Annotated in this window: 23 protein-coding genes; 20 read left to right on the top strand and 3 right to left on the bottom strand. The window is 37.1% G+C overall.

Annotated elements, in window-relative coordinates; genetic code table 11:
• Window positions 1-3: 3 nt before the first annotated feature.
• Window positions 4-1,185, bottom strand: a complete 1,182-nt coding sequence (locus HYQ40_06365; GenBank protein ID MBZ6527397.1) for a cation:proton antiporter — start codon at window positions 1,183-1,185, stop codon at window positions 4-6.
• A 288-nt stretch (window positions 1,186-1,473) separates the two neighbouring features.
• Between HYQ40_06365 and HYQ40_06360 the strand changes: the two genes are divergently transcribed.
• The 14 genes from HYQ40_06360 (at window position 1,474) to HYQ40_06295 (ending at window position 14,355) form a co-directional block, all read left to right on the top strand.
• Window positions 1,474-1,950, top strand: a complete 477-nt coding sequence (locus tag HYQ40_06360) for a GyrI-like domain-containing protein (GenBank protein ID MBZ6527396.1) — start codon at window positions 1,474-1,476, stop codon at window positions 1,948-1,950.
• Window positions 1,951-2,053: 103 nt separating this feature from the next.
• A complete protein-coding gene (locus HYQ40_06355; protein ID MBZ6527395.1) occupies window positions 2,054-3,235 on the top strand; it encodes an ATP-grasp domain-containing protein in 1,182 nt (393 codons plus the stop codon).
• A gap of 3 nt (window positions 3,236-3,238) precedes the next feature.
• Window positions 3,239-3,991 carry an esterase family protein gene (locus tag HYQ40_06350; GenBank protein MBZ6527394.1) on the top strand — a complete coding sequence of 251 codons (753 nt, stop codon included), beginning with the start codon at window positions 3,239-3,241 and terminating at the stop codon, window positions 3,989-3,991.
• A 101-nt stretch (window positions 3,992-4,092) separates the two neighbouring features.
• Window positions 4,093-4,500, top strand: a complete 408-nt coding sequence (locus HYQ40_06345; protein ID MBZ6527393.1) for a YccF domain-containing protein — start codon at window positions 4,093-4,095, stop codon at window positions 4,498-4,500.
• 299 nt (window positions 4,501-4,799) lie between these two features.
• Window positions 4,800-5,165, top strand: coding sequence for a hypothetical protein (locus tag HYQ40_06340; GenBank protein MBZ6527392.1), 366 nt, complete (start codon window positions 4,800-4,802; stop codon window positions 5,163-5,165).
• Window positions 5,113-7,086: a V-type ATP synthase subunit I gene (locus HYQ40_06335; GenBank protein MBZ6527391.1), complete on the top strand. Its 1,974-nt coding sequence runs from the start codon at window positions 5,113-5,115 to the stop codon at window positions 7,084-7,086. Before HYQ40_06340 ends, HYQ40_06335 begins: the two co-directional genes overlap by 53 nt.
• Window positions 7,087-7,101: 15 nt before the next feature.
• Window positions 7,102-7,578 carry a V-type ATP synthase subunit K gene (locus HYQ40_06330; protein MBZ6527390.1) on the top strand — a complete coding sequence of 159 codons (477 nt, stop codon included), beginning with the start codon at window positions 7,102-7,104 and terminating at the stop codon, window positions 7,576-7,578.
• 39 nt (window positions 7,579-7,617) lie between these two features.
• Window positions 7,618-8,184, top strand: coding sequence for a hypothetical protein (locus HYQ40_06325; GenBank protein ID MBZ6527389.1), 567 nt, complete (start codon window positions 7,618-7,620; stop codon window positions 8,182-8,184).
• 12 nt (window positions 8,185-8,196) lie between these two features.
• Entirely contained in the window at window positions 8,197-9,201 is a 1,005-nt protein-coding gene (locus HYQ40_06320) for a V-type ATPase subunit (protein ID MBZ6527388.1), read from the top strand.
• Entirely contained in the window at window positions 9,191-9,502 is a 312-nt protein-coding gene (locus tag HYQ40_06315; GenBank protein ID MBZ6527387.1) for a V-type ATP synthase subunit F, read from the top strand. Before HYQ40_06320 ends, HYQ40_06315 begins: the two co-directional genes overlap by 11 nt.
• Before the next feature lie 12 nt (window positions 9,503-9,514).
• The gene (locus HYQ40_06310) at window positions 9,515-11,293 is read left to right on the top strand and encodes a V-type ATP synthase subunit A (GenBank protein ID MBZ6527386.1); all 1,779 of its coding nucleotides are present in this window, start codon (window positions 9,515-9,517) and stop codon (window positions 11,291-11,293) included.
• Entirely contained in the window at window positions 11,277-12,677 is a 1,401-nt protein-coding gene (locus tag HYQ40_06305) for a V-type ATP synthase subunit B (protein MBZ6527385.1), read from the top strand. The genes HYQ40_06310 and HYQ40_06305 overlap by 17 nt, the downstream gene beginning before the upstream one ends.
• 6 nt (window positions 12,678-12,683) lie before the next feature.
• On the top strand, window positions 12,684-13,316 hold the full coding sequence (locus tag HYQ40_06300) for a V-type ATP synthase subunit D (protein MBZ6527384.1): 633 nt from the start codon (window positions 12,684-12,686) through the stop codon (window positions 13,314-13,316).
• Window positions 13,317-13,521: 205 nt separating this feature from the next.
• Window positions 13,522-14,355 (top strand): aldo/keto reductase, encoded by an 834-nt coding sequence (locus HYQ40_06295; GenBank protein MBZ6527383.1) that lies wholly within the window; start codon window positions 13,522-13,524, stop codon window positions 14,353-14,355.
• Window positions 14,356-14,418: 63 nt separating this feature from the next.
• On the opposite strand, the gene HYQ40_06290 is transcribed toward HYQ40_06295, so the two are convergent.
• Window positions 14,419-14,985 carry an NAD(P)H-dependent oxidoreductase gene (locus tag HYQ40_06290; GenBank protein ID MBZ6527382.1) on the bottom strand — a complete coding sequence of 189 codons (567 nt, stop codon included), beginning with the start codon at window positions 14,983-14,985 and terminating at the stop codon, window positions 14,419-14,421.
• A gap of 161 nt (window positions 14,986-15,146) precedes the next feature.
• On the opposite strand from HYQ40_06290, the gene HYQ40_06285 reads away from it, so the two are divergent.
• Window positions 15,147-15,698 carry a TetR family transcriptional regulator gene (locus HYQ40_06285; GenBank protein ID MBZ6527381.1) on the top strand — a complete coding sequence of 184 codons (552 nt, stop codon included), beginning with the start codon at window positions 15,147-15,149 and terminating at the stop codon, window positions 15,696-15,698.
• Window positions 15,699-15,750: 52 nt separating this feature from the next.
• Here the strand turns inward: HYQ40_06285 and HYQ40_06280 are convergent, their stop codons facing one another.
• On the bottom strand, window positions 15,751-16,293 hold the full coding sequence (locus tag HYQ40_06280) for a QueT transporter family protein (GenBank protein MBZ6527380.1): 543 nt from the start codon (window positions 16,291-16,293) through the stop codon (window positions 15,751-15,753).
• A gap of 258 nt (window positions 16,294-16,551) precedes the next feature.
• On the opposite strand from HYQ40_06280, the gene HYQ40_06275 reads away from it, so the two are divergent.
• The 5 genes from HYQ40_06275 to HYQ40_06255 all read left to right on the top strand — a co-directional run bounded on the left by HYQ40_06275 (window position 16,552) and on the right by HYQ40_06255 (window position 22,970).
• Window positions 16,552-17,439: an MBL fold metallo-hydrolase gene (locus HYQ40_06275; GenBank protein MBZ6527379.1), complete on the top strand. Its 888-nt coding sequence runs from the start codon at window positions 16,552-16,554 to the stop codon at window positions 17,437-17,439.
• An 844-nt stretch (window positions 17,440-18,283) separates the two neighbouring features.
• The gene (locus HYQ40_06270) at window positions 18,284-19,264 is read left to right on the top strand and encodes an ABC transporter substrate-binding protein (GenBank protein ID MBZ6527378.1); all 981 of its coding nucleotides are present in this window, start codon (window positions 18,284-18,286) and stop codon (window positions 19,262-19,264) included.
• A 137-nt stretch (window positions 19,265-19,401) separates the two neighbouring features.
• Window positions 19,402-20,649, top strand: coding sequence for a hypothetical protein (locus tag HYQ40_06265; protein ID MBZ6527377.1), 1,248 nt, complete (start codon window positions 19,402-19,404; stop codon window positions 20,647-20,649).
• Window positions 20,650-20,982: 333 nt separating this feature from the next.
• Window positions 20,983-22,128 carry a PTS transporter subunit EIIC gene (locus tag HYQ40_06260; GenBank protein ID MBZ6527376.1) on the top strand — a complete coding sequence of 382 codons (1,146 nt, stop codon included), beginning with the start codon at window positions 20,983-20,985 and terminating at the stop codon, window positions 22,126-22,128.
• Between the two features lie 206 nt (window positions 22,129-22,334).
• Window positions 22,335-22,970: a PepSY domain-containing protein gene (locus HYQ40_06255; protein ID MBZ6527375.1), complete on the top strand. Its 636-nt coding sequence runs from the start codon at window positions 22,335-22,337 to the stop codon at window positions 22,968-22,970.
• Window positions 22,971-23,019 lie beyond the last annotated feature (49 nt).

The raw sequence follows: 23,019 nt of genomic DNA, 5'->3' as shown, positions 1-23,019 counted from the left end.
GTTTTAATCGCGATCTTTGGTTAATAGCCTCGGTGCTAAGTAATCCATTCCTATAGCTCCAATCGGAGCTGTCATTAGAATCGACAGGACGGCGAGTGTCAACATTAACTCCCCACCTGCTACACCACTCGCTAAAGGCACACTCCCAATCGCAGCTTGCACGGTCGCTTTAGGCAAGTAACTAATAAGGGTGAACTGTTTTTCTTTTTTATTAAAATGAGTATTCACTAAACTTAACCTTACACCAATAAACAAGCGACATAAAGATAATATAATAATAAAAACTACCGGCATTATTCCATAACTTAAAGCATTGGCAGGATTGACACTCACTCCAACCAAGAAGAATAAAAATATTTCCGCAACACGCCATAGTTGATTGAACTTATCCGATAAGATTATAGATAACGTAGGCGATTCTCTCTGTATCATCATATTCATAGAAATGACTGCAAGTATTCCAGAAAAATACCCCGCAAACTGTTCCTCAACACCCATTAATAAAAAGGCACTTGCTAACAAGATAGCGACTTGAAAGGTTGTTTGTAGACTAAAGTGGTTGAACAACCGATTTAACGACCAACCAATAAGAGCACCGCCAATAATCCCACTAATAATTGACAGAGGAATTTGAAGGAATGTCCATGAGGAAACCTCTCCACCCATAGCCAACGTCAAGAAGGCAGTGAATAAGACTAACACATAGACATCATCTGCTGATGAGCCAGCTAGAATCATCTGGGGCACTTGCTTACGTGTCCCACGTTGTTGATGAATCAGATCAACCATTCTAGGCACAACGACTGCAGGAGATACCGCAGCCAGAATGGACCCAATCAGTAATGATTGAGAAAAAGTTAAGCCCAGTAATATTGGACCAAAGATAATCGCAGCCAAAATCTCAATGGTTGCTGGGACAAAGCACATTAGAATGGCAGGGCGGCCGACTTTAATAAGTTGCCTTACATCTAATGATAAACCGGCCCGAGTTAAGATAATAATCAATGCCACTTGCCGAATATCGGGACTCAAACTTAATAATTGACTATCTAAGGCGTCTAAGCCGAATGGACCTAATACAATGCCTGCGATGAGGTAACCCAACAAAGCCGGAAGCTTTAATTGCCGGAGTATATACTCCAAAATAACCCCACTCACCAAAATTAACGCAACACTTTGTAACAATTTAATCCCTCCAATGAAAGTAAAAAATGACTTCTACACACTCAAAAAAGCGTATAGAAGTCATCAGTCTGTAAGACGGTTTTGCCCAAGAGCAAGGGAGTACTTCATTCCCGATTGATATGATTGCTTAAAGTATACGCTATATATGGACTGGGTCAAGTTATTTATAGCTATTCTCTAAGTTTCGCTTTATAATAAATTTAAGGATTGATTTATAGTAATTGCTGTAATATCAATACATTGCGCCATAAGATTGTGATTTGTCTAACCCGAAAGGAGGCAAGAATAATGAACTATAAAATACTAGAACAAGATGCCTTTAATGTGATTGGTGTGAGTCAACGCATTTCCTTTTCTGAAGGTAACGCTATGTTTACTGAGTTTTGGAACCGAGTCCGAAAAGGAGAAATTTATCAAAAGATGGAAGCTGTAAGTAATCATAAGATTCCTGGAATGTTAGCTATGATGAGTGATTACAATGAAGATCACACCGAGATGACGATTATGCTAGGTTTTACGACAGATGAAGAAAGCAGTTTAGAAGAGTTGGAAGTATATTCATTTCCTAAAGCGACTTGGCTTGTTGCTGAAGTGGTCGGCAGACCTTCTAAAGTTATGTCAAAAGCTTGGGATCAGTTAACCTTAGACATTATACCTAGCACACCTTATGAAGAGGCGGATTTACCTCAATTTGAAGCATACATTGCCGATAGCTTTACGAACGTAGATTCTGTTAATGAGATTTGGATACCCTTGATTCATTAGATTAAAAAACAATTAGAATTCCTCTCATCGTTATGTTATAATTTCCCCATAAGTAAAATCAATATGTGAATAAAGCACATCACTATAGAAATGAGGCATCGGTATGAACGAGAAAATTAATTTTGTTATGGTCTCTCCCCATTTTCCGACGAACTTTGAAACATTCGCGGTTCGCTTTAAGGAAAAAGGCATCAATACATTAGGAATTTCGGATGAACCCTATGATAATTTGAGTCAACAATTAAAAAATAACTTAACGGAATATTATCGTGTTGATAATATGGATGATTATGATCAAATGTATAGAGCAGTTGCTTACTTTGCGTTTAAGTACGGAAAAATTGACCGCATTGAATCACACAATGAGCATTGGTTAGAACTGGATGCACAACTTCGAACAGATTTTAATGTGTTTGGTTATAATGACCGAAATATTCGTTTAATTAAATACAAATCAACGATGAAAGAAGTCTTTCGTGAACTCGAAATTCCTGTAGCAAAAGGCCGCGTCATATCGGACAAAGCTGATGCTAAGAAACTGATTAAGGAACTAAAGTATCCAGTTATTATTAAACCAGATACAGGTGTTGGTGCCAATGATACCTTTAAAGTAAAGAACGATGATGAATTAGATCAATTCTTTGAAGAAAGACGCCCTGAAGTGCCTTATATTATGGAGGAATTCATTGACGGAACAATTGTTACCTTTGATGGTTTAACGGATAGAGATGGCAATATTGTGTTCGCATCAACCTTAACAAATGATAAACCCATTCTAGATATTGTGTCTCAAGACACAGATATGTATTATCATATTCCACGAAACGTGCCTGATGATATTACTGAATACGGTGAAAGATGTGTTAAAGCCTTTGATATTAAAGAGCGCTTCTTCCACTTTGAGTTCTTTAGATTAGCAGACGGCACTTTGTATGCTTTAGAAGTTAACTGCCGACCACCAGGTGGGTATACAATTGATATGTTCAACTATGCGAATGACTTTGATATCTTTGAAGAGTACGCTAACTTAGTAAAAGACAATCACTTTAAAGCAGAGATTACGCGTCCGTTTCATTCAATCTATGTATCGCGTAAAAATCATGTTAATTATGCATTCACGAATGAAGAAATAAAAGATAAGTTCAAAAAAGAGCTAGTGATGATCGTACAAATTCCCGGTGTATTTGCTAAAGCAATGGGAGATTTAGGTTTTATTATGAAATCACCTTCGCAAGATAAAGTAGATGAAATGATTAAAGCTATTAGTCAAAGACAGGAGGATTAAGTGATGCATTTTGAATCAAGGAGTCATTATAGTGGCCATTTAGGTCGTGAGATGTATTTTAATCGTTATGGACATGGTGGAATCCCTGTCCTTGTGTTCCCATCAAGTGGTGGAAGTAAAGATGAATATGCTGATTTTAAGATGGTGGAAACACTCAGTCGATTTATTGAGTCAGGCCAAATCCATCTTTACACAGTAAGTAGTATTGATTCTGAGTCTTGGAATGCAACGGATAAATCACCTCATGATATGGCTGTTGCTCATAATCAATACGACAAATATTTGGTACATGAATTCATTCCGTTATTGCGTCACGAATCAGAGTGGGGTGGGAAGATTATCGCAACAGGCTGTAGTATGGGTGGTTTCCATTCGATGTTGTTCGCTCTTAGACACCCAGACATTGTTGGTTTAACCATCTCTCAAAGTGGTGTGTATGATGCGAGATTCTTTACAGGAGAATTCGGAAGTGACATCGCTGCCTATGAGAACTCCCCCGTTGATTTCTTGTGGAATATGTCGGATCCGTGGTTCTTAGACCAATATCGTCAAAACCAATTCATCGTCTCAGTAGGGCAAGGTGACTGGGAAGGACCACACGTTTCTGCAACGCATAAGTTAGAAGAAGCCTTTCAAGCCAAAAATATCTCTGGTTGGTTTGACTATTGGGGCCATGACGTCCCTCATGATTGGGAAGCATGGCGTGACCAGATTTACTACTTCGCCACGAAGTTAGAAGAACTAGGAGTTATATAACAATTCAAGCAAAGTCCGTCTTAGGGATGATAACATGAGACGGATTATCGCTTATACTTAATACTATAACGAAGTATAAGTTGAAAGGAATTGATGTATATATGAATTTTTTAGGGAATTTAATTTGGTTTATTTTTGGAGGGTTTATTAACTTTATCACATGGAGCTTCATTGGCTTACTATGGTGTATGACGATTATTGGTATTCCAGTTGGAGTACAATGTTTTAAAATCGCTCGCCTATCCGCATGGCCAATGGGTCGTGAGGTTTACAACAGTAATAGTGGGGGAAGTTTCATTATGAATATTTTATGGATAATTTTTGGAGGAATTGAAATTGCTGCCATGCATTTATTTAGTGGCTTAATTTTATGTGTGACCATTATTGGGATACCATTTGGCTTACAACAATTCAAATTAGTAAAACTCGCACTCTTCCCATTTGGAGCAGAAATCCATAACGAACGTCAACAAGTTGTGATGAGAACGGAAGTTCCATACTCAAGATAAGTTAAAAACTCGAAGAAGCATGTAAAAGTGCTTCTTTTTTATTAATAATAATTCATCTGATGTGCGATTATATTCATAGTTAAATATAAAAGTATAAATGAAAATCACGAAAATAGATCACGACAACGAAATTTATCAGAACAATTAGTAATAATAACAGAAATAAGTGACAAAAATAAAAGAATACTTTAATAGGAAGAAACACAACTTTTTCTCAAAAAAATGATGAACTTTCCGTATAGCCCTAGGGTGGGGAAGATTTTTATGATATACTTAAAAATGTTAGGGGTGAGCAAAAATTGAGCAAGGATATAATTGGAAAAGTAAGAGAAGCTGAAAATTTAATTGATTCTATGAAAATAGAATTGGCGGATAAGAAAGAAGCGATTCGTGAAAATGAAAAAGAAAAAATTGAAACTTATCGCAAAGAATTAGAACAATCTCTTGAGAGCGTTGCTTCGGAATTGGAGCAAGAAAGAAATCAAGAGTTAGCTGAAGTCCGTGAACGAGTTGATCAAAATGTTGATAATTATCGACGACATGCCCAAAATGATTATCAAACTCATAAGGGAGAACTCATTCAAGCCGGAATAAAGGAGGTTATGAGTCAATATGGCAATTTCAGTCATGAAGCGGGTAACTATCATCGCGGAGCAAGCGAATAAAGAATTATTACTCGAATCCCTTCAAGAATTAAAAGGAACTGAAATCGTCCCTTTTGATGAAGTGGAGGAAGCAGATCGTGATGTCTTTTTCGACGGCGCATCATTCAATTCAGAAGATTCAAAACTGAATCACTACACACTGAATAAGATTGAAGAAGCGATTGAATTTCTGAAACAATACGGAACACAAGAGTCTTTTTTCAAGCGGATGCAAGAGAAACGTAAAGTTTACTCCCTGCAAGAACTTGAAGCAGAAGTGAAATCAATGAACTTTGATTCACTATTAAGACTAGTCAATGAAAAAAGGTCTGAATTAGAACAATTAAGGCAAGCGATTACAGAACTTGAAGAAAAGGAACGTTTTCTAAGAAGATGGACAAACCTTGATTTCTCTCTAAAGGAGTCTGATGGCTTTGAACATTTTGAAGTCGTTGTTGGATCTATTGATACAGAAGATTCAAGTGAATTCATAGACAACTTAAAAAACGTTACTGATGAAGTGCTGGTGCAAGAGGTTTACTATACCGAAGATACAAGCGGTTACACAATTGTGTTCTCTAAAGAACATCGAGAAGGTATCCGTGAAGTCATCAGACAATCTAATTTATCTGAATTAGATTATGAGTACGATAAGTTACCTAAAGAAGAACTTCAAGAGGTATTAAGTCAACGTAAAGAGAAGATTGAAGAACAATCTGAACTTGTTAAGCGTTTCAAATCAAATCGCCAGTTATTGAGCAATTTAAAGTTAGCGCATGAATACTATGCGAACTTGATTGAACGTGAGAAGGCGAGTCAATTATTAATGAATAGTTCACATTTATTTATTCTAAAAGGATGGATGGATGCAGACGAAGTCTCAGATAATATCGTGAATATTAATCATGTTATTGGTGAGGACAATCTTGCGATCTTTACATATGATGTCGATGCAGAAGTGGATGATATTGATCATGTTCCGGTGAAGTTAAAAAATAATGCATTTAATACACCATTTGAAACGTTGACGTTGCAATATGGGACACCTAAGTATAATTCTATCGATCCAACGCCATTTTTTTCACTGTTTCAAGTATTATTCTTTGGGTTAATGAGTGCAGATGTTGGTTATGGGTTGTTACTATTTATAGCAACAATTATACCTATTGTGTTTTTTGAACTTAGCCCTGGAATGAATAAAACGTTGAAATCATTTAATCTTATGTCTGTAGGAACTATTTTAGTTGGTTTATTTTTTGGAAGTTTCTTTGGATTTGAATTACCGTTCAGTGTAATGAACCTATCTTCACAAGTTATTGAGGTTATGATTTTTTCAGTTGCAATCGGATTGGTTCATATGTTAGTGGGTTATTCATTGAAATTCTATCTAACTATGAAAGAAAAAGATTACGGAAGCATGTATTTAGATTCCTTACAGTGGATTATGATGATAATCGGTGGAGGTTTATTAGCACTCAATATGATACTTAATATTCCAATTCTAAATACAATTGGATTAGTCTTATTGTTAGGGAATATAATCGGAATGTTTGTTGTAAATATGATTGTAGCTAAAAATCCACTTATTGGATTTGGTCAAGGTGTATTTGGTTTAATCGATGTGGCAGGAATGATCGGGGATGTTGTTAGTTATACACGTCTAACTGCATTAGCTGTAGCAGGTGCAAATATTGGGATGGCGTTTAACTTAATCGTTGGATTGCTTCCGCCGTTAGCACGCTTTACGGTAGGTATTTTACTATTCTTGGCACTACATGCGTTAAATATTTTTATTACTTATTTAGGAGCTTATGTGCATTCAATGCGACTGCAATTCGTTGAGTTCTTTGGTAAGTTTTATGAATCAGGTGGAAAAGAGTTTAAACCTCTGATCCCACTTGAAAAAGAAGTATGGATTCAAAAAAATTATAACAATAAATAGGAGGAAATTAATAAAATGGAATTTCTACATACATTATTTGGTGAAAATATCGGTTTAGTATTCGGTGGTTTAGGAGCTGCAATTGCGACTATCTTTGGTGGAATTGGGTCAGCACGAGGAGTTGGTATCGCTGGTGAAGCAGCTTCTGCTTTAGTTAAAGAAAAACCAGAATTATTTGGACAAGCTTTAGTGTTACAATTATTACCAGCTACACAAGGTTTATATGGTTTCGTAATTGGTTTATTAATGTTACTAAGTTTAGATGCTGGAATGGATGCATCCACAGGATGGTACTACATTATGTGTGCGATTCCGGTTGCTGTTACAGGCTTAACGTCAGCACCTGCACAAGGTAGAGTATCTGTTGCTGGTATGCAAATATTAGCACAAAGACCAGAAAACTCAACACAAGGGATTGTTTTCTCAGCAATGGTTGAGACATACGCAATTCTTGGGTTCGTAATTTCACTACTTATGTTCTTATTAGTTTAATTACTGCTTTTTACAATTAGATAAGAGAGGAGTAAGTAGATGGCTGATATTAATGGATTAACTAACAGTGTAATCGAACGAGAACAAGCTAAGGTTGACCAAGCGGTCCGAGCTTACGAACAAGAGCAAGCGGCCGAAACGGAAACTAAAAGAGACGAAATAAAACAAGCATTTGTTAAACGTAAATTTAATCTTGAACAAGATAGTAAACGTCAATTAGATATTTCACTAAATAGTGCACGTTTAAAACAACGTGACCAAATCTTAGATTCGAAACAAGTAATCATAAATGATTACATCGCTCAAGTGAAAAAATCATTTCAACAGCTTGATGCAAAAACAACAACGCAATTTATTGAAGGTATTCTAAATGATTACACAAACCCAGAACAATACGAAATTGTCTTAGGTGAAAAAACACATGACTTATTAAATAACTCGCTTCAAGTGAAAGCGCAAGTTTCCAACGAAACAGTCGCAGGCAAAGCAGGCTTTCTCCTACGCCAAGGAAGTATTGAATATAATTACTTATTCGACAACTTGGTGGAAGAGAAGACGAGTTCTTTACAAAGACTTATCGTTGATAAAATTTTCAAAACATCATAGGAGGTGGATTACATGAAAGATAGTTCATATGGACCGTTGAATACAACAGTTCGCGTACGTGAGAATAATCTCCTAAAGCAAAGTGACTATGACCGAATGTTATCAGCCAAAACCTATGAAGATGCTGTTCGAGTATTATCAGACACCGATTACCGTGATGGTATGGAAGAAGCGATTCAAACAAGAGAGTATGAAGATATGTTAATGGATGAGTTGACAGAAACTTACCAATGGATTATTGATCAATCGCCAAGTCCAGTACTTTCTGAACTAATGACCTTAAGCTATGCTTATCACAATATCAAAGTGTTATTCAAAGAAGAATTAACTGGTAAAGATTTTAACCAAACATTACTTGATATCGGACTGTATCCCATTTATGAATTTCGTCGGGCAGTATCTCAAGGGCAATCGGATGTTTTACCTAAATGGTACATGCAAAACATCAACAATTTGAGAATTGAATTTGCAGAGACGCCTCGATTGAATGATATTGATATTTTCGTAGACCGTGCTTATGTCCATCATCTGAAACGTTTATCAGAAGAGATTGCGGATCATGACGTGACACGTTATATTGAAAAGTTAATTGATAATACGAACATGTCGATATTCTTTAGAGCTATGGCCAATAATCGTGGTCGAACGCACTTACAAGCAACAATTACTAATGAAGGAGCGATTTCAACTGATTACTTTGTTGAAGTTGCTGAAGGTGGGATGGAGAACGCGATTCGTGTCTTCTCAGCTTCACCTGATTACCGTGATATTGTGGCTGAAGCAATGGACAATCAAGGGAACTTCTCCCTAAGACGCTTTGAACAAGCGATTGATAATGCAACGGAAACTTATTTAAAACAAGCAAAATTTCTTGTTTTTGGTCCGTTGCCTGTCTTAGCGTTCATTAGTGCTAAAGAGATTGAAGTAAAGAATATCCGACTGGTTTTAACTGGGAAGATTAACAACATCGAATCAGACATTGTTAGAGATAGGATGAGATTAGATTATGCAGTATAAAATCGCTATCGTAGGAGAGAAAGATGCAGTTTACGCTTTCGGGATGTTAGGGATGAATGTGTTTTATACAACTGACGCAACTCAAGGTCGTCAAGTTGTCAAAGATATCATAAAAGATAATTACGGCGTGATTTTTATTACTGAAAAACTGGCACAACAAATACCAGATATCATTAAAAAATATGATGATGAATTCATGCCGGCCTTCATTCTAATCCCAAGTGATTATGATTCTGAAAGTATCGGTTTACAGCGCGTTCAAGCAAATGTGCAAAAAGCCGTCGGTCAAAATATTCTATAGGAGGTATTATTATTGGATTCCGGAACAATCGTATCAGTATCTGGTCCTTTGGTAATTGCAAAGGGCTTAGATAACGCAAAAATTCGTGACATTTGTTACGTTGGAGACGCTAACTTAGTTGGTGAAATAATCCAAATTCGTAACGAAAGTGTCTACGTACAAGTTTATGAAGAAACTTCAATGGTCGGTCCTGGGGAGCCTGTAAGACCTACAGGGAAACCATTATCAGTTGAATTAGGACCTGGATTAATTGCTGGAATGTTTGATGGTATTCAAAGACCATTACAAAAACTAGCAGAATTATCAAATAATTCATTCTTAGACCGTGGAGTTCACTTACCCGCTTTAGATCGTGAAGCAGTATGGAACTTTACAAAAAATGTTGAAGTTGGAGACATGGTCGAATCAGGAGATATCATCGGTGAAGTTCCTGAAACTGATGTTATCTCACATAAAATTATGGTACCTGTAGGTACAAAAGGAACAGTTAAATCAATTCAAGACGGTGAATTCAAAGTAGAAGATACTTTATATACGGTTGAATTAGAAAATGGTGAAACGAAAGAATTTAACATGATTCAATCTTCACCAATTCGTGAAGGGCGTAAAACTACCCGTAAACGTATACCAGATGAGCCTTTAATTACGGGACAACGTGTCATTGATACATTGTTCCCAGTTGTTAAAGGTGGTGCAGCAACAGTTCCTGGACCCTTCGGTGCAGGTAAGACCGTTGTGCAACATCAGATTGCTAAATGGGCAGATGTGGACATCGTTGTTTATATTGGTTGTGGTGAGCGTGGGAACGAGATGACGGAAGTTATTAACGAATTCCCAGAACTAGTTGACCCACATACTGGTAAATCAATCATGGACCGTACAATTTTAATTGCCAATACATCCGATATGCCGGTTGCGGCTCGTGAAGCGTCAATCTATACAGGGATTACTATCGCAGAATATTTCCGTGATATGGGTTACTCTGTTGCCGTTATGGCGGATTCAACTTCTCGCTGGGCAGAAGCATTACGTGAGATTTCAGGTCGTTTAGAAGAGATGCCCGGGGATGAAGGTTACCCAGCTTACTTAGGTAGTCGACTTGCTGAATATTACGAGCGTGCTGGTAAAGTAGAAGCTTTAGGTAAACCAGAACGCACAGGTGACATTACAGCAATCGGAGCAGTATCACCTCCCGGAGGAGATACGTCAGAACCAGTAACACAAAACACAATGCGTGTTGCGAAAGTGTTCTGGGGACTAGATGCGACACTTGCTCGCCGTCGTCACTTCCCTTCAGTAAACTGGTTGACATCATATTCATTATATTCTTCAGATATGAATATTATTATGGGTAACCGTTTAGGCATCGATTGGGATTCTATGGTTAAATATACGCGTGCCTTATTACAAGATGAGTCAGAGTTAGAAGAAATTGTTCGTTTAGTTGGGGTTGAATCTTTATCAGATACAGACCGCTTGAAATTACAAACAGCAGCAATGATTCGTACAGACTACTTACAACAAAACGCTTATGACGATGTAGATACATTTACGGACTTAGAGAAGCAAGCTCAAATGTTACAAACGATTCTTCATTTTGAAGAAAAAGGTCGCGAGGCTTTAAAACTTGGAGCTACAATCAACAGTATTTTAAATGGAACAGTCAACTTAAGAGAGCGTATCGGACGTATGAAATACATTAAAGATAACACAGAAGCGCCTTACGCAGAAATTCGTAAAGCGATTGATGATACGTTAAGACAAGTGATGCAAGATGGAGGTGAGGTCTAACGTGTTAAAAGATTATAGAGGAATTACTGAAATAGTCGATCCGTTAATTACGGTTCAAGACGTTGAAGGCGTAAAATTCGACGAACTTGTAGATGTTCAATTAGGTAACGGCGAGACACGTCGAGGCCAAGTACTAGAAGTTAAAGGCGATAAAGCCGTTGTTCAATTATTCGAAGGTTCGGCAGGAATCAACAAAATGGATACTAAAATCCGTTTCCTAGGAAAACCTTTATCATTAGATGTATCTGAAGATATGATTGGGCGCCGTTTTGACGGTATGGGTCGTATCGCTGATGGTGGACCGGATTTAATTCCTGAGAAATCATTAGATATTAACGGGCAAGCAATTAACCCAGTAAAACGACTTTATCCAAACGAATTCGTTCAAACAGGTGTATCAACCATTGACCATTTAAACACTCTAGTTCGTGGTCAAAAATTACCAATCTTCTCTGGTTCTGGGCTTCCTCACCAAGACTTGGCTGCACAAATTGCACGTCAAGCGTCGGTAGTGAATTCAGATGAGAAGTTTGCGGTAGTTTTCGCAGCCATCGGGGTTACTTTTGAAGAGGCAGAATTCTTCATTAACGACTTTACTGAAACAGGTGCGATTGATCGTTCAGTTGTATTTATCAACTTAGCGGATGATCCAGCCATTGAACGTATCGCAACACCACGTATGGCTCTAACAGCAGCTGAATATCTAGCTTTTGAAAAAGACATGCACGTACTTGTAATTATGTCAGATATGACTAACTACGCGAACGCATTACGTGAAGTATCTGCAGCACGTCGTGAAGTACCAGGACGTCGTGGTTATCCAGGTTACCTATATACAAACTTAGCAACGCTTTATGAGCGTGCAGGACGTATTGAAGGATCAAATGGATCGGTGACTCAAATTCCAATCGTAACGATGCCGGAAGATGATATTACTCACCCAATACCTGACTTAACGGGTTATATTACTGAGGGACAAATTCTATTGTCACGTGAATTATATAACCAAGGTATCGCACCACCCGTTGATGTACTACCATCATTATCTCGTCTGAAAGATAACGGGATCGGTGAAGGTAAGACTCGTTCGGATCACGCATCAACAATGAACCAAATTTTCTCTGCTTACGCTCAAGGTAAAGAAGCGAAAAGTTTAGCTTCAGTTCTAGGGGATTCTGCCTTAACAGAAAGCGACTTGAAATACTTAGAGTTTGCGGATGAATTTGAACAGCGTTACGTGAACCAAGGATACTATACAGACCGCTCAATTGAAGATACATTAGCAATTGGTTGGGACTTATTAAGTATCTTGCCACGCACAGAATTAACACGTATTAGTGAGGAACACTTGGATCAGTACTTACCAAAGACTGAGGAAGGGTGATAAGCGATGGCACAACTAAACGTTAATCCGACAAGAATGGAACTTGCTCGTCTGAAAGATCGTTTAGCATTAGCATCACGTGGGCATGATGTCTTAAAAGACAAACAAGACGGGTTAATGCGTAGTTTTATCGAATTAGTTCGTGAGAACAATGCCTATCGTCAAGAAGTTGAAGGTCATCTGAAAAAAGGAATGCAAAACTTTGCCTTGGCTAAAGCTTTATTGCATGAGGAATATCTCGAACAGATTTCCTTAGTCCCTCAATATGATGTAACGGTGGATGTTCAAAAGGAAAATATGATGAGTGTGAAAGTGCCTAAAATGCACTTTAGTTCGGATGACCACGATAATGAGTCACTGAACTATGGTTATATAAACTCGAATGCGGATTTGGATGAAACTTTACAAGAATTCAGTGATGTTCTACCAAAAATGTTAAAACTTGCTGAACTTGAAAAGACGAGTCAATTATTGGCGAATGAAATCGAGAGAACGCGTCGCCGAGTAAATGCCTTACACGAACGAACAATTCCAGACTTGGAAGAAACAATCAAAACAATCCATATGAAACTTGATGAAAACGAACGTGCAGAAATTACACGATTGATGAAAATCAAAGACTTCGACCAAGAAGATTAATGAGATAAGAGGAAACCCACCAATTCGGTGGGTTTTTTCTTGTTTTGGGGGGTGTCGTGAGGGCGCGCGACATAGCACAAATGAAAATACGGACCGTCGCGCCGACCCACGACGCCCCGCAAACACCACACCCTCCCCAATAGCGCATAAAGTTAGGCACAGCAATACTTTCATGATAATATTATGGTTAAAGGAGTGAGTTTATTTGACTAATAATTATATTTTACATGATGGGTTTGCAATACCTAAAGTTGGATTAGGAACATATGGTCTGCGCGGTGAATTAGGGGTACGTCAGATTGAATCAGCCATTCAAATGGGATATCGATTGATTGACTCTGCTTATAATTACGAGAATGAAGGAATAGTTGGCAAAGCCATCCGTAATAGTAGCGTGTCACGCGATCAGATAACATTGACATCGAAATTGCCTGGACGATATCACGAATATGATAAAGCGATGATTGCAATTCAAGAATCAGTGGCGCGTACTGGTTTAGATTACATTGATTTATATTTAATTCATTGGCCCAATCCATTGGAAGATAAATACGTAGAAGCATGGCAAGCTTTAATTGATGCACAAAAAACTGGATTAGTTCGTTCAATTGGAACATCAAACTTTTTACCAGAACATATTGAACGACTAGAGAAGGAAACAGGAATCTTACCTGTAGTAAATCAAGTCGAAACGCATCCAAACTTTAACCAAGCAGCCCAACGCGAATACGATGCATCAAAAGGAATCATTACACAAGCTTGGAGTCCGGTTGGAAGAGCGAGCGATATCATGACTACAGAATTAATTACTGATATTGCCTTAGCTCACAACAAGACAGTGTATCAAGTTATATTGCGTTGGCACATACAAAGAGGATTTTTACCTATTCCTAAGTCAAGTCATTATCAACGTCAATTACAAAATTTAAGTATCTTTGATTTCGCTTTAACAGAAGAGGAAGTTCAGGCTATTAACTCGTTATCACATGATGGTGGACGTCAAAAAAATCAAAACCCAGCTGAGTATCAAGAGTTTTAAAATAAAAAAAGATCACCCCTTCAAAAACGGAGTGATCTTTTTTTGTTATAAGCTAATCTAAAATTAAGCGCGAACTGTTTTTAAAGCAGTTGCCCAAGCTACTGTATCTGTAATCACAGCATCGATTGTTGCGTTATGAATTTCAGCTGGTTTGAACGTTGACATGTTTTCAAAATCAGTGAATAAGCTAAATGAACCGAAAGGTGAAACGGTAGCAACTTTTAAGTTAGAGAATATTTGTCGTAATGACAATGCAGATGCAACACCTAAAGTTGAACCGTAAGCTACAATACCAGCTGACTTGTTAGCCCATTCACCAGCTAAGTTATCAATGGCATTTTTAAGTGAAGCAGGGATTGATTTGTTATATTCTGGTGTAACAAAGATGAATCCATCTAAGCCATCAATTTTTTCTGACCAATCTTTAACACCCTGTGAGCTATATTCTTCTAACATTGCTGTTGGGAAAGGTTCGTTAAACATTGGGATGTCAAAGTCTTTAAGGTCAACTATTTCAAAATCAACACCGTCAATGTTTTGTGCATTAGCGCGATTTAATACGAACTCTGCTACTTGATTACCTACACGAGCGTCACGAGTACTTCCGATAATAATTCCAATTTTAGTCATAAATAATTCCTCCTAGAAATTTTTAATATTTGTTTTTCTTAACTACACATTACAGTATACATTTGAATGATATAGGAGTAAATAGATAGAATTCGAGATATGTTGTTTTTACGACACTTATGGTAAAATGACTATAAAGTATTAGTTAGCGAGGGATATATATGGAAACAAAATTAGATCCGCGTGTTGCCAGAACACGAAAAGCCATCATCGATGCCTTTATTCATCTATCTGAAAAAAAGCCCTTTGATAATATTTCAGTCAAAGATATCACAGAAAATGCGCTTATTAATCGAGCAACTTTTTACAACCATTTCTTAGATAAGTATGATTTGATGGAGAAAGCGTTGCTGGAAGATGTGCAAATTAACTTGAATCGTAAACAATATAATGAAGTTCCATTAGATGAAGGATATATTGTTTCACTCTTTGAAGCGTTATGCTCATTCCATCTGCATTTGGCTTCTCAATGTCAACGATCATATATTCAAACAATCAACCAATTAGTCGTTGATCAACTTGAAGTGATTCATTCTCAAAAATTGAAAGCAAACTTTGAAGAGTTTGATGAAGCAAAAGTACATAAAATTTCGACATTGTTTGCCTCAGGACTGTTTTCTTTGTCAAAGGATTGGTTCGACAGTGCATCACAAGACGATCCATCAGTTTATATTCAAGATACATTACCATTTTTAAAATCATTTATTAATTAATAAAATAAGCTCCCGCTGCATTTACATGCAACAGGAGCTTTTTATGTATAAGTTATTTATGAAAGTTAACTCGAGGTGCTACTAAATAATACATAATTAGTCCACCAATTGTCATAACAATAAATTCTGATAGAGCAAGAAAAGCGTATGTCTCCCAGAAAAAGTCTGCGAATCCCATATACATTAACATTCCAGCGATAATAAACATTGTGAAGGTAAAGACAAGTGTCATCACGCTATAGCGGATAATCATTGGATTTTTTACTTTGCTACCAAATGCCTTCACAGCTAAGTTCGCTAGGTAGCGAGCTAAGATTAGTGAAACAATTGTATGGAAACTTCCTACAACAACATCGACAATCGTTGATTGGATAGCGTTCACAATAAACACGCCTAACGTAATTGACGCGATATAACGTTTGTTATATAAGCCCATAAAGTTTAAACCTTCTGAGATTCTAAACTGAATCGGCCCATAAGCCACCGGTGCAACAAACATTGTTATAACAATGTATAAAGCTGTTACTAAACCAGCCTTTACTAATCCTTGTGTATCAAAACTAGAGTAACTTTCAACTTGATGATTATTTCCCATATTATCAATCTCCTTTATAGTCATAGCTCGCGCTATGCTAGTAGTAACTACGGCCAAAGGACAGGAGCAGTATTCTGCTGAAGTGCCATAGTGCGATTCAGTCATCATCTGAACAGCGTTATACAGTTTACCTCAAAAAACGCTTAAAAACAACTTACGATCAACTAATATGATAAATCCTATAAGTAAAAGTTAAGTAGTGCGATCTGAATTTATGCTACAATATAAATGAAAACAGTTACAAAAGGAGTTTGACATATGAATACTTTAAAGTTCCAGGATATGACGATAACATGGCTAGAATCAACATCAACTTTAAACGATGCAGGTACAATGTTTGGGCCAGTCCCTAAAGCTGTCTGGTCGAAAAAATATCCGAATAATCAAGATAATCAGATGAACTCGGTTGAAGATCCGATATTAATTCAATATAAAAAAAAGAACTATTTAATTGATGCGGGGTTCGAAACAAGCAAGTTTGATGAGAAAGCGTGGCGCAATACAGGTGTCCAAAATGAAACAAGGCTAGCTGATAGTCTGTCTCAGTTAGGGCTGACTCCAGCAGATATAGATGTTATTTTGATGACGCATATGCATAATGACCACGCGAGTGGATTGACTCGAGCTACTGAAGTAGGTTATGAATCCGTCTTTTCAAATGCGACGATATATATGACAGAGATAGAATGGGACGAAGTACGTAGTCCAAATGCACGAACTAAAGGAACCTATCTAAAAGAAAATTGGGAACCTATTAAAGATCAAGTAAAAGTTTTTTCAGAGCAAATCGAGATTGTTCCAGGTATCCAAATGATTCACACTGGAGGTCATTCAAATGGATTGGCACTTGTTAAGTTAACGCAAGAGGATGAGGTTTTACTTCATCTGTCAGACTTAATGTTAACCGTCGCATCGATGAATCCAGTATGGGTGAGTAGTTATGATGATTATCCGATGGATTCAATTAACGCAAAGCAAAAGTGGTTACCTGAAGCATTCGAAAAAGGTTATAAACTGATCTTTTATCACGATGCCTACTATTGTATGCTTCAATTCGACAAAGATGGTAAAACAGTCATTGATTCATTAGAGAGAACTAAAGCACCGGTCATTGACTGGCCAGAAGGAATGCCAAAGTGGACTTAGTTTAAGTTAGAGTGTTTTATTTTACAACGACATGAGGATGTAATATAATTTGTTATGAAGATAAGATGAGTAAATAATGAGAGTGAGCGTGATTTTCATGATGAATTTAAATCTAACATCGAACAATCATAAGGATGAATCTTATGGTGCATTGTTTATCCATTCTTCTTCAGTTACACACACAATTGAATTCTCAGATCCGGAATATAGGGTTGAGAATATTTGTGCTCGTTCTGGACTGAATGATATATCTATTATAAGTCTCTATGCACTTTGTGCGTAGGGGCTTTTTATGTACATCTAAGTATTTGAACGGTTCCTGGGTAGGTGTTGCTTGCAGATTACGACATGCTGAAGGGAGTGAAAAGGATTGGTTTTGACCGAAATTACAAAGAAAGGTTAAGGTGATCCACATGCTTAAAATAGCAGTATCTCGCTACTAAGCGCAACTAAGTAATTAATAAATGATAAAATGATTAAAATCAATCTTGACTTATCTAATAATTACTGTATAATTTTAATTATCAAATCAAGTGGAGGACTAAAGATGAATTCAATGCATATTTCACAACTTAATCATTTCTTTTTTAGCAACTTTAGATAGTGTTTGTATCATGCCTAACATGGATGCAAACACGTACAGACGTATGTTTGTATCTATGAGGTGCTAATGAAGTATGAAGCCCGCATAGATTAATCTCAGATTATAATCTTTGCGAGTGTGAGGTATGGTCCTTCATCTAGAGACCTATTTAGTATCTTCCTAACCTAGCAAGAGATTATAATCTCTTGCTAGGTTTTTTGTTGTTCGCCGTTAGTGTAGATAATAATAGGAGGAATCATCATGAAAAAAATTATAAAAGTATTGTTGGTTGTCAGTTTAGCTTTAGTAAGTATTATGTCTGGAGTATCAAATACAGTCAGTGCACAAGATCGTGAACCAATTAGCGTAGGTATCTTACAATTTAACGCACATGGTTCCTTAGATGAGAACTACCGAGGCTTTGTCGAAGGGTTAGCTGAATTAGGCTATGTTGAAGGTGAAAACTTAACAATCAACTATGTGAATGCGGCAGCAGAGGTAAGTCAACTACCTTCATTAGCAAGTAGTATCGAAAAAGATAGTGATTACTTATTCGCTATTGCAACACCATCAGCACAAGCGTTAGCAAATACGACACAAGATAAAACCATTCTATTCTCGTCTGTTGCTGATCCAATCGGAGCAGGAGTGGTTGATTCATTTGAAGAACCGGGAAGAAACTTAACAGGTACGACGAATATTGGTCCTATTGAACAACAAATTAATGACATTCTTTTACCAATTGTACCAGAAGCGAAAAAGATTGGTTTAATATATAATTCAAGTGAAATCAATGCACAATACCAAGTGGATGTTGCTGTACCTATTCTGGAGGAGCAAGGAATAGAGCCAGTGATTAAAACAATTACATCGACAAATGATATTAGCCAAGCAATGAATTCCTTAGTGACTGAAGAGGTTGATGGAATTTACTTAGTAACCGACAACTATATTGCTGCATCAATGGCCTTAGTTGGAGAGATTGCTAAAGAAGCAAACATCCCATTAGTGGGTGGATCGAATGATATGATTATAGAGAATGGCCTTGCAACATATGGTTTAGACTACTATGAATTAGGTGTACAAACAGCAGAAATGCTAGTAAGAATCATTGATGAAGACCTTGACCCAGCAACGACACCCGTTGAATTAGCTAACTACTTAGAACTGGTTGTTAATGAAGATTATGCGAATGCGATAGGGATTGATCCACAGACAATCTACGATCTAATGGAAGACTAAAAACTGAATAATGATTATTCTGACAGCAACATGTTATCATTTTGATAAGGTGTTGCTGTCGTATTATTTGTATAGAAAACGATACCACGGTATAATAATTAATATAAATGAAGCACAATATTTAAGGAGGAATTACCATGGATGAAAAATTTGTATACGCAGTATATGATCGAATCGAAGAAGCAAACAAGGCAGTCCAAAACTTAACGAATGCTGGAATACCAGTTGGTGCGATTTCATTATACGCTGATGATGATGTTGTGGAAGAAGCACATCAATCAGACAGCATTGTAGAGATAGAAGAGTTAGAAGAAGTAGAAAGCAAGTCATTTTGGAATCGAATCACTGATTTCTTTGGTGGCGGGGATGACGATAAAGAAAGTTATCCAATCGACTTTAAAGGCTATCAAGATGAACTAGATGACGACAAAATACTCGTTGTCGTAGACAAAGCTTATGAGGGTGAAGCTTTATCTGTTGATACTGAAGTGAATGTAATGGGAGAGAATGATCCCAACCAAGTTGAGACTTTTGCGCACAATGAAGATTATCCATTACCAGACAAGGAAAATAATACGGATAATGCTGTATTCGTAGCTGGTGACATGGGAGCAGAGAGTGACTATTCTAAAGAACATCATATGAATAAGGAAGAAGCTAATCACACTGATCAAGATGATCGTAATTTTAATGTAACTGAGAATGTTCAATATGATCGTGCCAACACGGTTGCAGGTGATAATGCACATGAAACAGATGATGCAGAATCATACTATACTAATATTGATTCGCACCGTCAAACAGATGCAAAATATGACCATGATACTGCTGACGTTACATATGTAGAGGATCCAACAGCCGATGAGAAATTAAGGTCAGACCGAGATCAAAATTCAGTAGCTGGCGATATGGGAGATTCATCAGATTATTCGCAGTACTATCATGCGAATCAAGATGAAGCAACACCAACTTCTACAACAGACTATCATGATGAAGAGTATTATCTAAAAGGTGAAGAAACAAAAAATCATGGAGAATCTGAAGAAAAACGCCGAGAATACCGCGGAGTTGCTGATATTAAACGTCCTGTGACAAATCGTTCGAATAACGATCCAAGACTTGGAGACTTTGAAGGTGAGATGCGTCGTTTTGACGATTACCCACCTGCAGATGAAGAGGGTGTGAATCCTGAACAGTATGGCGCGGAAGATAAAGGACCTCAGAACTTTAATACACCGAGCCAAGAAGATACAAATGATTATGTAGGACGAGAAGAGGAAGGTCACCAATTAGGTGAATTCGAAGCGGACATGCGTCGACACGACGATAACCCACCTGCAGATGAAGACGGCGTAAACCCAGAACAGTATGAAGATAAAAATTAACCATTTTTAATGTTGAAAACAAATGAGCTCAAACTTGAATAGAATCAAGTTTGAGCTCATTTTTTACAGATAGAAATATCTATACCTGAATATAGATGTAATAATACGGCTACTCACATCTTGTTAATCATTAAAGTCATCAAATATTGAAAGGGATTTTGTTAGAATAGTCAGTTTAAAACTCTACTAGAGTAATATTGATTAATAAAAATCTGAAAAAATATGCTGACTCATCTGATGTTTGATAACGTTTACCATAGAAAAACGGTAGAATTTTAAAGGCGATATATATATATAATGTACCTACTATAAAAGAATGATGGAGGATTATTTATGACAAACGTGAAAGGTGATACTCAAGGAGGTATCTTGAATAAAGTATTGGATGCATTGAAGAATATTTTTGCACCCAACTTAATCGCATTGAGTGCAGCAGGTGTACTTCAAGGTTTTACAATTCTTTTACATACTTTTGGTGTGATTCAAGAGGGGAACGCCGAGTATATAATATTAGAAACAATCTCAGGCGCTGTATTTTATTTCTTGCCTATCTTATTAGCCTATTCAGCTGCTAAAGTATTTAATACAAATCAAGTCCTAGCAGCATGTGTGGCCATGTTCATGTTACATCCAACAATTACGCAGACATTCAGTGAAGGGTATGTCTTAGCTGATTTCTTTGGAATACCATTACCATATGGGAATTACCCAAGTAGCGTTATTCCAATTATTATTATCGTTTTCATCCAACAATATATCGAGCGCTTCTTCAATAAAATCATCCCTTCTACTGTACGTGGTGTTTTTGCACCGATGTTAATCTTAGTTACAACAGTCGTACTAGGAATTTCAGTATTAGGGCCAATTGGGACATTCTTAGGAGACGGCCTCTTAGCGATTATTATGTTCTTAAATGTGCAAGCCAAATGGTTAGTACCTGCATTATTAGGTGGCTTCGGATTATTTGTTGTTATGGCGGGAGCTCATTACTCATTATTCCCAGTTGTGACACAAACATTAGCCGCAGAAGGTTTTGACTCGTTTCTAACACCAGGTCTATTAGCTTCAAACTTAGCTTTAGCTGGTGCAGCATTAGCAGTGATGATTAAATCAAACAATTCAAGTTACAAACAATACTCAGTGACATCCGTCGTAACCGCTGCTTTAGGTGTTTCTCAACCTGCATTATATGGGATTGCGATTCCTTATAAGAGAGTCATGATGGCGAGTATTATTGGTGGTTTAGCTGGAGGTTTCTACGCTGGAATAGTTGAATTCTATTCTTATGCCTTTGTTAACCCTGGTATTGCTGCATTACCCGCCTTTATCTCTCCAGATGGCACTTTTGGAAACTTAATTAATGGGATTATTGTAATGACTATCTCTTTCGGAGTTTCTTTCTTAATTGTCTTGTTCGGAAAATTTGAAGACATGCCAGAAGCAGAAATTGCTGAAATCGTAGGAGAAGAAGAGAAATAATTTAAAATTAGTGAAACGTCACCCTTACTGGTGGCGTTTTTTATTTGAAAATAACAACTGCAGGTAGAAAAATATCCATAAATATTTTAAAATCATAATATACAAAATAGGTCGTCATTAACTTGCCATATGCGTATTGTTTGAATTCAGTAGAGGATGCTTTATAATATAGTTATAGTCAAAAAAATATTAGGAGAGATACAATTATGAAGAAATCATTGAAGAGTTTTGCGTTGCTAGGTATATCTGGATTAATGTTAACTGCTGTAGCACCACACGTGACAGCCCAAGATGATTCTCAAGAAGCATCTACTTCTGAAGAGTCAGTTAGCTCAGAAGAAAGTTCTGAAAGTACAGACGAAGCACAAACTGAAGAGAGTGAATTACAAGTAGCTTTTAATGAAGCAGTTGCATTATTCCAAGAAGAATATCCTGATGCAGAAATTGAAGAAATTGAAGTTGAATTAAGAAATGAAGAATATCAGATTACAATTCATGCTTTCCAAGATAACACAGAATATGAAGTAGATTTCAGTGTAGATCCAGTCGAAATAACTAGAGCAGAAGAAGATGACGATGACGATAGTGATGACGAGCCTTTAAACTTAGAAGAGTTAATCACAATTGATGAAGCTTCTGAGATTGCTTTAGAAGAAGCGGGTAGTGGAACTATCACTGACTGGTCTTTAGATAGCGATGATGGACAATTCCGTTGGGAAATCGAAGTAGAAGGTGCCGAAGGAGCAGCTGAAACAAATGATGACGACGATGACGATAATAAATTACATGTTGAAATCGATGCTGAAACAGGAGACGTTTTAGACGTTGAAATCGATGACTAATTAACTTTATTAAAGGAGGCTTGAGAAAGCCTCCTTTTTGTTGAGCAAG

The organism is Aerococcaceae bacterium DSM 111021, from assembly GCA_020112395.1.
Taxonomy (GTDB): Bacteria; Bacillota; Bacilli; order Lactobacillales; family Aerococcaceae; genus Ruoffia.
This window is presented reverse-complemented; position numbering and strand designations above follow the sequence as displayed.